Here is a 10484-nt window from a genome sequence, read left to right on the forward strand (position 1 = left end):
CGCAAACAACTGCACGGGTGGCGCGATGGAACAGCAAGACAGCACAAACGGAATGCTCGGCATTGCCGAGGTCAGCCAACTGCTCGGGGTGAGCCCGGCGACACTTCTCACACTGAGGTGCCGCGCCCCCGAACGGCTCCCGCCTTCCTGGCGGTCAAGGCCGCTGCGTTGGCGGCGCAAGACGGTGCTCAAGTGGATCGAGGATCAGGAGACGATCGAACGGCGGCGTTGCGAGCTGAAGGGCCGTCCTGAGCGATCCGGACCGCTCGACCTCTGATCGGGATTCACAGACGTGAAATGCCCCGACCGTCCCCGGCGACGTCTGGTTGATGCCGCCGTCGCCATCGGCCTCGATCGGCCGCACGGCGACGACCTCGGCTTCGTCGACGCGCTTTTCTGCAGCGTCACATTTCCTCGGTCGCGTATCGATGGCCGGGTCTATGAATCAATGTCGGGCCGTGCGCATCTCCGCGTCGAGGCCGGTTGCGTTCTCGTGGGCGAGCGCTGGGTCCAAGTGCCGCTTCCGTTCGGCCCACTGCCGCGCTTGTTGATGTGCTGGTTGGTGACACAGTCACTGAGGCGTGACACGCAAAAGGTTTGTGTCGGCGGCTCTGCAAGCGCTTTCCTACGCGCGCTTGGCAAGACACCCCGAGGTGCGCAAACGAACCGTGGCGGACTGGCAGCGCTGCGGCAGCAAATCGAAGCGCTCGCTGTTTGCCGTATACAAATCGGGTGGATCCAGAATGGGCGCACGCGTACAGAAAACGTGCAGCCAGTCGCTTCAATTGAGGTGTGGACGCGTCGAAACGACGAGCTGCGATCCGAATGGGAGCCAATCGTCGAGTTGACGGAAGATTTCCGGCGTCGGCTGCAGAAACACGCCGTCCCGATCGACATTCGTGCGCTACGGGCGCTCGGATCGTCAGCATTGGCAATCGACGTCTACTGTTGGCTCATTCGGCGGACAGCCAAGCTCAAGGCGCCTGTGTTCATTCCTTGGCTGGCGTTGCATCGACAGTTCAATGCTGAGTCGGCACCTGTCGGCCGGAAAAACTTCAAACGTCAACTAAAGGCGTCGTTGAGCCGGGTTCTCGTCGTCGCGCCGAGTCTTGGCGTGTCGGTTGTCCGCGGCGGCGTGCGGATCGTGCCTTCGGATGCTTCCGCCGCGCGTGGTCGCAGTTGTCCACAGAAAGCTGTGGGTACGAAGAGTTATCCCAACGACATCGCCACCCCCCGAAGTACGACATCGTCACCCCGTTCGACCGGGGCGATGTACGACATCGCCACCCCCCTAAAACTGATTGCGTCTTCTGAACGCGATCCTGATAGCAGCGAGCCGCAACCTGTGGGTAGCTACCTGCCGCTCGCACGGTTGGGAGCTCGCTGATGCTTTCGATGGCAGCAGTAAGCTCCAGCGCCGTTGCCGCGTCCTACTTCGAACGAGACGATTACTACGTTGGTGATCGTGATGGCGAAACCGTTGGCGAATGGTTCGGCGATGGCGCGAGCCGCCTCGGGATGAACGGTGCTGTCGACAAAGACGATTTCAAAGCGCTACTCGATGGTCGTCTGCCCGCGGGTGAGCAACTCGGCACGGTTCGCGAGAAGGGCGGCGACGTCGAACACAGGCCCGGCTGGGATCTCACTTTCTCGGCGCCAAAGTCGGTTTCGCTGCTCGCGGAAGTCGGCGCAGATAGAAGCGTCATGTCGGCGCATGATCGTGCGGTGAAAGCTGCTTTGAGCTGGATCGAAGCGTCAGTGGTCGGGGCGCGCATCCGCAAGGACGGTATCGTTGATCGTGTCTCGACGGGGAACCTGGTCGCCGCCACGTTCCGCCACCACACGAGCCGCAACCACGATCCGCAGCTGCACACGCACGCGATCGTGATGAATGCGACGCAAAGCGCGGATGGCCGTTGGCGTTCCTTGGACGACAAAAAGTTGTTCGAGAACAAAATGGCTGCAGGCGCGGTATACCGAGCCGAGCTCGCCGTCGAGATGCGCAAGCTCGGCTTTCAGATCGAGCAGACGTGTGCCGATGGTCGTTGGGAGGTAGCAGGTGTCTCTGCCGCGGCGCTGCGGGAGTTCAGTACGCGGCGTCAGGAGATCGAAGCGTCGCTCGCCGCCAGAGGCGAATCCGGCGCGGAGGCGTCGGCGCAGGCGGCGCTGATGACCCGCCATACCAAAGTGCCGGAGAACCGGGCCGAGCTGGCGAAGGAATGGCGTGCGCGCGCTGAAGTGATCGGTTTCGATCCGCAGCAACTCATTCGAGCGGCCGGCCAGCGTGAGACGTCGTACCAGGTGGCGGATGCAGAGGATCAGTCACGCGCACTGCACGCCGCGATCAACCGACTCGCAGACCGGGAAGCCGTGTTCAAGCACTCCGCGCTGATTGCGTGGACGCTCGCTGGCGGCATGGGCCGCCTGACGGTTGGGCAGGCTGAAGCCCAGATAGAGCGTGAGCGGGCAGCGGGCCGACTGCATTCAGCGAAGCTGGGCGATCAAGCCGGTTGGACGACGATCAGCGCGCTTCAGCAGGAGCTGCGGATTCAGGTCGCCGTCGACACAGGGAAAGACGCTGTCGCGTCCGCCTATACGGGGACGGACGCTGCGGCCGCACTTGCCACCACGTCCCTAAATACGGGGCAGCGCACAGCGGTCGAGATGATCCTGACGACGCATGATCGCCATGTTGGCGTCGTCGGCCGGCCGGGGAGCGGCAAGACGTTCATGCTTGGGAAGGCGCGTGAGCTGATGGAAGCACGCGGTTTCGAGTTGGTAGGGATGGCCGCGAATGCCGAAGCGGCCAGGCAACTTGAGCAATCAGCCGGGATGAGTTCACGGACGCTGCGGAAGCACTTGGGCGAAATCGCGAAGGATGCCGCCCGTCTTCAGTCGGACAATCCTGCCATTCGGTCGGAGGTTGAAGCGCGATACCGGAAGCAGGTCTGGGTGGTGGACGAGGCATCGCAGGTGAACAACGCCACCATGCGGCGGCTCCTTGATTTAGCGGCAAAGCTGGGCGCGAGAACCGTTCATGTCGGCGACACCGCGCAGCTTGGCGCGATCGATGCCGGCAAGCCGTTCGCGCAAATGATTTCTCACGGCATGCAAAGCGTCGAAATGGATGAGATCCGCCGTCAGACGGACGCCCGGCACGTCGAGGCAATCCGCGATGTGATCGGTGCGGACATTGTTGCCGCGATCCGGAAACTGGCGCCCGAGACGCGGGAGATCGCTGATCGTGAGGATCGGGTTTCAGCGATGCTCAGGGACTGGACGGCTGCCGGCGATGGGCGTGAAAGGCCCTTGATGCTCGCCGTGAAGAATGCGACCCGCACCGAGCTGAACGACCGTGCGCGAGACATCCTGCGCATTGAGGGCCGGCTGGCGAACGAAAAACCAGCCCAGCAGCTGATCGCGGTGTATGCCGCGCGAGCGGACACTGCTCTGGCCAACAGCTACAAACCCGGCCATATCGTGCATTTTCCGCGGGCACTCGGCAGCCTCGGCATTGCGCGCGGTGCCTATGCGCGCGTGATAGCGGTCGATCTTCAAACTGGAACGGTGCGGCTGGACGTCGGCGGTAGCGCTGTCGACTGGCAGCCCAGCGTGATCGCCGGTGGCTCGAAGATGCCGCCGCAGATCTACACGCCGAGACAAACCTCGCTCGCGCCGGGGGAACACATCGTATGGTCTAAGAACAACGCCGATCTTGGACTCACCAACGGCCAGCGGCTGACAGTCATCGCTAACGGTGAGTCGTCGATGACGGCGCAGACCGAGAACGACCGGCGCGTAGTGATTGATCAGACGATCCCACGGAATCAGCACTGGGAGCATGGCTACGCGACGACCGTCTACAAGGCGCAGGGCCAGACCGCCGAACGTGTGCTGGTCGAGGCCAGCAGCGCTGACAAAACGCTACTCAGCCAAAAGGCGTTTCTGGTCGCCATTAGCCGCCAGAGAAACAGCCTGACGATCTACACCGACTCTGTATCGAAACTCTCCAGCACGGTCGAGCGCGAAACTGGCGACAAGACGTCAGCCCTCGAAGCGCGGATCGCGGCGCCAGCTCCTGATCAGCGAGACCGGTTCGAGCGTCGCTACCAACAGCTCAGCGAATCGCGGCAGGTCGAGCCGCGAGGGGTGCTCCGGCGTACACGGGATATTGATCGTGGGTGGGAGCGATGACCCGCCGCCACCCACTTTCGCATGCGAAAGTCCCCGCTCACTTACGGCGAGGTTTACGGGCATTTATAACTACAGAGTTATAATTGAGCACCGTTCGAGGCGCAGCCAATCCATGGATACCGTTGACGCAAGCACCATCAGCCAAGCCTACGAGGATGCCTTCGAGGCAGTTCATCCAGCCGATATCGCCGCGGTTCATCGCGCGCGTGCCGAGGCGCTGCGTTCGCTGCGTCGGTGCCTGTTGTCACTGCCGGGTACCCAACAGCAGATCGCAGGGCAACTCGGTCTCAAACAACCCCGGCTGAACCGGCTGCTGCGCGGCGAGATGTCTGCGATCTCGCTGGACAACATCGTCAAGATCGCCGCCCGGGCTGGACTGCGCGTGCGGGTGGAATTGCTGGCCGGCGGTGCGGACGCTGCTTGAGGAGCGCAACGGGCACCGTCGATTGGATGGTGAGCGATGCCGTCGAGGCATTGGCCCGCGCCGACCGTCACTGTGATCTGGAGGGATTGCCCGTCGCCTCTGGCTTCGCGCGTGGCCTGGACGACCGTCTCGTCAGCGGCCGAATCAGCGCGGAAGACGCGGTGCAGATGTTGATCGCGTTCCATCGCGAGCGAACGAAAGCACCGGACAGTCGCGGCTGACGATCAGTCATCGACTTTCGCATGCGAAAGTCCGGGCGGATTGTGTGTAGCGTAGTGTTGTGTAGCGCTACACGACACTACACCGCCGCCAACTCATGCAATCACGCCGGCTTGCGTGGGCGTCTCGGGGCCTTTGATCGCTCCGGGAGATTCGTCAGCGCATCGAGGGCCGGCATCAACTCGCCAGGCGCGCATTGCAAGCCGCGGGCGATTCGGAACAGTACCGACAGGGTGATGTTGTAGCGGCCTCGCTCGACGTGGCTGTAGTAGGCGCGGTCGAGCCCGACCACCGCCGCAAACTCTTCTTGCGAATGCCCGGAGGCCTCGCGCCGGGAACGAATCGCATGAGCGACGGAGACGATGGCGGGATGCTGAATTTGCATCCTGCCCATTCTTGGCAGATTGCGCTATAACTCCACGGTGTTTTACACACATGGAGATAATGATGAAGCAGCACAAGGGGAGCTCCGGCCAGCGAGCCAGATCCGGAGACGATGTTTTGCAGATGGATGCAGAAACTGCGTTCGAAACGTTTGGCCTCGTCTGGACGGACCCGCCGCCGCTCTTCGAGATGCGAAGCCCGTACGCACTGAACGCGGTGCAGTCGCTGGATGCCCTGATGGACATCGCCGAGGCCGGCGAGGAGGACGCAGAGGCAGTGATCGACGTGCTCGCCGCGTTTGCCGATCCCGTCGCACGGCCGCTGTCGCTCCATCTGCTCGGCGCGCTGAAGCCGCAAGCCTGGGCACACGTCGCGCTGTGTCTGGACATGCTGCGGCTCACCCAGGGCGTGAGTCCGCGCGACTTCCGGGACGGCGGCCAACGCCTCAAGTCGATTCTCGATCGCGCGGAGCGTGACGAGTCATGACGCCTGCGTACCGAACTCGCCACCAATTGATCCTCGTTGCTGCCGTCGTCGCAACCCTCGGCGCGCTAATGCCGATCGCGGAGCGCGGGGTCCTGTTCCTCTCGATCAGTCACATCGGCGGCCTGTCAGTTGCGCTATACCTGACCGGGCCGCTGATCGCTCTGTTCGCGTTGCTGTCTTTGACGGGGAAAATGCACGCCACGCGCATTTGGTACCTGCCGCCTGCCGTCTTCAGCCTCGCACTTTCGCTACTGATTTCCTTCGGGGTGGCAGAGAGTTTGGACCAGCGACCTTCGCTGCGCGATGCAAGCCCGGCGTCGTTCGGGCTGGGCGCGTACGCGCTGATGCTAGGTCATGCGGTGGTGACGTTCGCCACCATCGGATTGAAGGCGTCGAGAGCGTCCGTTGATGATCAGACTTAACAGATCTGTCCACACTTTCGCATGCGAAACGTCCGCTCGCCGGGAGCGGTGGTGTTGCCGTCGCCGCACCAACCTTGCTGGGCTGCCGTCAGCAAAACTGTGTGACTCACGCTGACACGCGGCTGTCCCGAAGCGTTTTGCCGAGGTACGAAGGTGTCAGCAGTCGTGGATACTTAGACTTGCCAGCGAGGCGCTACCAGCTGAGGGCATCGATGCGAGCAATCATGCTGCCGGCCGCAAAACGACGGACCTCGCCGACCCGCGTCCGCCGCCACCAAGCTGACGACAGGGCAGGCCCGGTTCCGTTGCCTCGTTACCCACGGCGACGCATGCAAATCTGCACGCCGAGCGTCAACAGCGGCGTTACGTCAATGTCGTCAGAGAACTCCCCGTGGTGTGGAAAATCCGTTAACGGATTTGTTGAGCCGACGCGAAACGGACGTCAGCGCTGACGGCATCACCGGACGAGTCTCGGGCACAACTTCTTGCAAACGTGCTGACGACATGACGGCTGCACAATCGTACGCGCGGATGACGACAAGATGCTGACGAGGTGTCCTCGCGCGTGACGACAAAAGTGACGTCGTCTCGCGAACAGGTCGTCGACAAGTTCGTCGCGAAGTCGTCAACACAGGAAAGTTGGGAAAGCATCAGCCGTGAAGGCGCTACGGTTACACGGCGTCAACAGAATTGACGACATGCTGTTGACTGAACCGCCCCGGTTTTCCCGGAGGCTCGTTGTTGTGAGTCACGCCGCGAGGGCGAGACTCGGGATTTGTGAATAGTAGGCAGCTTCTGCTTCGGCGGGTGGGATGTCGCCAAGCGGTTCCATCAGTCGGCGATTGTTGTACCAGTCCACCCACTGCAGCGTGGCCCACTCGACGTCTTCGCGGCGTTGCCAGGAAGGCCGCCGGTGAATCACCTCGGCCTTGTACAAGCCGTTGATGGTCTCGGCCAGCGCGTTGTCGTAGGAATCGCCCACACTGCCCACGGAAGGTTCGAGACCCGCGTCGGCAAGACGCTCGGTGTAGCGGATCGACACGTACTGGACACCTCTGTCGCTGTGATGCACCAGCCGATCCGGGCCGACCGGTTTGCGCTCATGCAGCGCCTGCTCCAGCGCGTCGAGCACCAGGTCGGTCCGCGCCGAGGACGAAGCCCGCCAGCCGACGATGCGCCGGGCGAAGACGTCGATGACGAAGGCGACGTAGACGAAGCCCTGCCAGGTCGACACGTAGGTGAAGTCCGAGACCCACAGCTTGTTCGGCCGATCCGCCTTGAAGTGACGACGGACATGATCCAGCGGGCAAGGTGCGTTGGCATCACTCACCGTCGTGCGCACCGACTTGCCGCGGATGACGCCACGCAAGCCCAGGCGCTTCATCAGGCGCGCCACCGTGCAGCGGGCCAGATCAAAGCCTTCGCGCCGCAGTTGCCGCCACACCTTGCGCACGCCGTAGACCTGGAAGTTTTCGTTCCAGACCCGTTCGATCTCCGGCACCAGCGCTCGATCTCGCTGGTCCCTCGTAGAACGGCGCTGTGGGTCGGCCTCGCGAGCCGCATGGGCGTAGTACGTCGACGGGGCAATCGGCAGCACCTTGCAGATCGGCTCGACCCCGTGGACCGAGCGATGCTCGTCGATGAACGCCTTCATCGTTTGAACGGGCGGTCGAGCTCCGCCTGCGCAAAATACGCTGACGCCTTGCGCAGGATTTCGTTGGCTTGGCGCAGCTCGCGATTCTCGCGCTCCAGCGCCTTGATGCGCTCGCCCTCGGCCGTGGTCAGGCCGGGCCGCACGCCGGCGTCACGCTCGCCCTGGCGCACCCAGCGCCGCAGCGTCTCGGCCGTACAACCAATCTTGGCGGCAATCGATTCGATCGCCGCCCACTGCGAGGTGTGCTGCGCCGCGTGCTCCGCCACCATCCGGACCGCGCGCTCCTGCACTTCCGGGGAATACTTCGATGCTCTGGTCATGGCTCCATTCTCTCAAGTGAGGGAGCCTCCGAGATTCCCGGGGCGGTTCAGACGCCATGCCTGCAAGATTGTTGCGTGACCCCATCACGCCTGCATGCAAGGTTGATGGCGTCGTGCAACAGATCCCTCCGCCTGTGGCGTAGGGTCAGAATCTTCACACCTGATGCACTGTTTCAGTTCGGACAAAAGCCGGCCCATCTCATTGAGCCGCTTGTCTTTTCCGCCGCTGAGTCGTCTAATGTACAAGCGCGTGGCAGACGCCACGCGACCTCGCAGAATCAATGCATTGCGGGCTTTCGACGGCGCACCGCGCCGTCGTGTCGTTTAGTGCATAGGGGGACGTGATGGCGGAGCAGATAGATGCCGGTTTGAAGTTCAGCCTGCGCCTAAGCGGGGAGATGGCCGAGCAGGCGCGGCAGCTGGCAAAAACGCGCCGGTCAACGCCCTATCGCGTCGTCAAGGACATGCTGGCGACCGCATTGCCGGCAGCGCTCGCCCAGCCCGCTGAACCCGCGGTGACGACCGAAGATTTAGCTGCCCAACTGCAGGAACAGCGCAAGACCATCGACCGACTGACACGGATGCTGCAGACCTCCACCGATTTCACGGCAGAAACCCTGATGCTTCTTCGTCGTGTCTCGGAGGAGCTGTCGATCACCCGGGACTTGCCTGGGAAACAAGCACTCTGGCGGAGCGTCAACAAGCAGATTCAGGATATGCGCGATGGCAACAAGGGCGGCGCTCACTGACGGAAGTGACAGGAGCCAATCTTTATCACTGGAAGAGCCGCCGAACGAAGCAACTCAATGAACGTCTGAGGCAGGACGGTGGGAAATGGGGTAGGTCGAATATGAAAAAAATTGCTTGTGTAGATCTGTTTTGCGGTGCTGGGGGACTGACGCATGGCTTCTCACTCGAAGGCCTTCCGGTCGTCGCAGGCATTGATCTCGACCCCGCCTGCCGTTTCCCCTACGAGGCCAACAACGAGGCCCGCTTCATTGAGCGCGACATCAGCACCGTCACGACCGAAGACCTCAGACAGCTCTTCGGCGACGCCGAACTGACGATCTTGGCGGGGTGTGCGCCGTGCCAGCCGTTCTCTACCTACGCCCAGCGTTACGAACTGGATGGCAAGGACGGCAAGTGGGGGCTGCTCTATCAGTTCGCCCGTCTCGCCCAAGGCACGATGCCGGACGTCATCACGATGGAGAACGTGCCGACGGTCGCCAAGCACGCGGTGTTCCATGACTTCGTCGATACGCTGAAACGGCTCGGCTACGGCGTCTGGTTCGATGTCGTTGACAGCTCTCTCTACGGCGTCCCGCAGTTGCGGCGTCGGATGGTGCTGCTGGCTTCCAAGCACGGCAGCATTCAGATGATCGAACCGACCCACAAAAAGCCGAAAACCGTGAAGAAGGCCATTGGACGGTTGCGCAAGCTGGGGGCTGGAGAATCTGCTCCACGGGACAAACTGCACGTTACCTCGACACTGTCCGAAACCAATCTCAAGCGGATCAAGGTCTCCAAACCCGGTGGTACGTGGCGCGACTGGCCGAAGCATTTGGTTGCCGAATGCCACCGCGCCGAGACCGGCCGCACCTATCCCGGCGTCTATGGGCGCATGGAGTGGGGCAAGCCCGCACCGACGATGACGACCCAGTGCTATGGGTTCGGCAACGGTCGCTTTGGCCACCCCGAGCAGGATCGCGCTATCTCCCTGCGGGAAGCCGCCATCCTGCAGAGCTTTCCGCGCGGCTATGCGTTCATCCCGCAGGACGGAGAGGTGAACTTCAAAGTGCTCGGCCGGCTCATCGGCAATGCGGTGCCGGTCGATCTCGGTCGCGCCATCGCCCGCAGCATTGGACAACATCTCGCATCGGTTGCGCGGTGATGGCCTGACATGGGCTGTCCGATGCCCAGACTCGCGTCTCTGCCATCCGATGCTAGTGACCGCATGGCGAGGGTGCGGCAGACCGGCACGGACGTCGAACTGGCGCTGCGTCGGGAGATGTACCGGATCGGTCTGCGCTACCGGGTCGGCTACGAGGTGCTGAAGAAGCCGCGCCGCGTCGCTGATGTGGCTTTCCCCGGTCGCAAGATCGCAGTCTTCGTCGATGGCTGCTTTTGGCACGGCTGCCCGGATCATGCCACGTGGCCGAAACGGAACGCGGAGTTCTGGCGGCAAAAGATCGAGGCCAACCGCCAGCGGGATGCCGATACGAATGCGAGGCTCGAAGCTGCCGGTTGGACGGCGCTGAGGTTCTGGTCACACGAGTCGTCAGTCGAAGCCGCTGCGACGGTCGCCCGCGCGGTCGCCAATGCTGACGCGAAGCCCGGTGTTCCGTCATCCGGCGCGAACGAGAAGAACTAAAAAGGTAGAT

At 62.6% G+C, this 10484-nt stretch carries 12 protein-coding genes and 1 other annotated feature; of the genes, 10 read left to right on the forward strand and 2 right to left on the reverse strand.

Annotated elements, in window-relative coordinates; translation table 11 throughout:
* Positions 1 to 25 precede the first annotated feature (25 nt).
* The 5 genes from ACOOHP_RS01170 to ACOOHP_RS01190 all read left to right on the forward strand — a co-directional run bounded on the left by ACOOHP_RS01170 (position 26) and on the right by ACOOHP_RS01190 (position 4839).
* Positions 26 to 277: a helix-turn-helix domain-containing protein gene (locus tag ACOOHP_RS01170; RefSeq protein WP_420464634.1), complete on the forward strand. Its 252-nt coding sequence runs from the start codon at positions 26 to 28 to the stop codon at positions 275 to 277.
* Between the two features lie 15 nt (positions 278 to 292).
* Complete coding sequence (locus tag ACOOHP_RS01175) at positions 293 to 1387, forward strand: replication protein RepA (RefSeq protein WP_420464635.1); 1095 nt, start codon at positions 293 to 295, stop codon at positions 1385 to 1387.
* Entirely contained in the window at positions 1387 to 4194 is a 2808-nt protein-coding gene (gene mobF, locus ACOOHP_RS01180) for a MobF family relaxase (protein ID WP_420464636.1), read from the forward strand. The genes ACOOHP_RS01175 and mobF overlap by 1 nt, the downstream gene beginning before the upstream one ends.
* A gap of 112 nt (positions 4195 to 4306) precedes the next feature.
* Positions 4307 to 4618: an XRE family transcriptional regulator gene (locus ACOOHP_RS01185; protein ID WP_420464637.1), complete on the forward strand. Its 312-nt coding sequence runs from the start codon at positions 4307 to 4309 to the stop codon at positions 4616 to 4618.
* A gap of 29 nt (positions 4619 to 4647) precedes the next feature.
* The gene (locus tag ACOOHP_RS01190; RefSeq protein ID WP_420464638.1) at positions 4648 to 4839 is read left to right on the forward strand and encodes a hypothetical protein; all 192 of its coding nucleotides are present in this window, start codon (positions 4648 to 4650) and stop codon (positions 4837 to 4839) included.
* 101 nt (positions 4840 to 4940) lie between these two features.
* Here the strand turns inward: ACOOHP_RS01190 and ACOOHP_RS01195 are convergent, their stop codons facing one another.
* Positions 4941 to 5222 (reverse strand): helix-turn-helix domain-containing protein, encoded by a 282-nt coding sequence (locus tag ACOOHP_RS01195; RefSeq protein ID WP_420464639.1) that lies wholly within the window; start codon positions 5220 to 5222, stop codon positions 4941 to 4943.
* Positions 5223 to 5284: 62 nt separating this feature from the next.
* On the opposite strand from ACOOHP_RS01195, the gene ACOOHP_RS01200 reads away from it, so the two are divergent.
* Together ACOOHP_RS01200 and ACOOHP_RS01205 are read left to right on the forward strand one after the other, a co-directional pair.
* Positions 5285 to 5707, forward strand: coding sequence for a hypothetical protein (locus ACOOHP_RS01200; RefSeq protein ID WP_420464640.1), 423 nt, complete (start codon positions 5285 to 5287; stop codon positions 5705 to 5707).
* Positions 5704 to 6129 carry a hypothetical protein gene (locus ACOOHP_RS01205; protein ID WP_420464641.1) on the forward strand — a complete coding sequence of 142 codons (426 nt, stop codon included), beginning with the start codon at positions 5704 to 5706 and terminating at the stop codon, positions 6127 to 6129. Before ACOOHP_RS01200 ends, ACOOHP_RS01205 begins: the two co-directional genes overlap by 4 nt.
* Before the next feature lie 748 nt (positions 6130 to 6877).
* Here ACOOHP_RS01205 and ACOOHP_RS01210 read toward each other — a convergent pair.
* A protein-coding gene (locus tag ACOOHP_RS01210; RefSeq protein WP_420464642.1) for an IS3 family transposase occupies positions 6878 to 8103 on the reverse strand; the annotation gives its coding sequence in 2 pieces (ribosomal slippage) (positions 6878 to 7818 and positions 7818 to 8103; 1227 coding nt in all).
* Positions 7709 to 7825 (reverse strand) — a sequence feature (AL1L pseudoknot). It overlaps the preceding gene by 117 nt.
* A gap of 344 nt (positions 8104 to 8447) precedes the next feature.
* On the opposite strand from ACOOHP_RS01210, the gene ACOOHP_RS01215 reads away from it, so the two are divergent.
* The 3 genes from ACOOHP_RS01215 (at position 8448) to ACOOHP_RS01225 (ending at position 10474) form a co-directional block, all read left to right on the forward strand.
* Positions 8448 to 8852, forward strand: coding sequence for a hypothetical protein (locus ACOOHP_RS01215; RefSeq protein WP_420464643.1), 405 nt, complete (start codon positions 8448 to 8450; stop codon positions 8850 to 8852).
* Positions 8853 to 8953: 101 nt separating this feature from the next.
* Positions 8954 to 9994: a DNA cytosine methyltransferase gene (locus tag ACOOHP_RS01220; RefSeq protein ID WP_420464644.1), complete on the forward strand. Its 1041-nt coding sequence runs from the start codon at positions 8954 to 8956 to the stop codon at positions 9992 to 9994.
* A gap of 63 nt (positions 9995 to 10057) precedes the next feature.
* A complete protein-coding gene (locus ACOOHP_RS01225; RefSeq protein WP_420464645.1) occupies positions 10058 to 10474 on the forward strand; it encodes a very short patch repair endonuclease in 417 nt (138 codons plus the stop codon).
* The last annotated feature ends 10 nt before the right edge of the window (positions 10475 to 10484 follow it).

It is taken from the genome of Panacagrimonas sp. (assembly GCF_965216805.1).
GTDB lineage: Bacteria > Pseudomonadota > Gammaproteobacteria > Nevskiales > Nevskiaceae > Panacagrimonas.

Bases quoted from the DNA above. Each gene is read 5' to 3' on its own strand.
- ACOOHP_RS01205 (WP_420464641.1), top strand. From the start codon at position 5,704: ATGACGCCTGCGTACCGAACTCGCCACCAATTGATCCTCGTTGCTGCC.
- ACOOHP_RS01215 (WP_420464643.1), top strand. From the start codon at position 8,448: ATGGCGGAGCAGATAGATGCCGGTTTGAAGTTCAGCCTGCGCCTAAGC.
- ACOOHP_RS01220 (WP_420464644.1), top strand. From the start codon at position 8,954: ATGAAAAAAATTGCTTGTGTAGATCTGTTTTGCGGTGCTGGGGGACTG.
- ACOOHP_RS01200 (WP_420464640.1), top strand. From the start codon at position 5,285: ATGAAGCAGCACAAGGGGAGCTCCGGCCAGCGAGCCAGATCCGGAGAC.
- ACOOHP_RS01185 (WP_420464637.1), top strand. From the start codon at position 4,307: ATGGATACCGTTGACGCAAGCACCATCAGCCAAGCCTACGAGGATGCC.
- ACOOHP_RS01170 (WP_420464634.1), top strand. From the start codon at position 26: ATGGAACAGCAAGACAGCACAAACGGAATGCTCGGCATTGCCGAGGTC.
- ACOOHP_RS01225 (WP_420464645.1), top strand. From the start codon at position 10,058: ATGGCGAGGGTGCGGCAGACCGGCACGGACGTCGAACTGGCGCTGCGT.
- mobF (WP_420464636.1), top strand. From the start codon at position 1,387: ATGCTTTCGATGGCAGCAGTAAGCTCCAGCGCCGTTGCCGCGTCCTAC.
- ACOOHP_RS01195 (WP_420464639.1), bottom strand. From the start codon at position 5,222: ATGCAAATTCAGCATCCCGCCATCGTCTCCGTCGCTCATGCGATTCGT.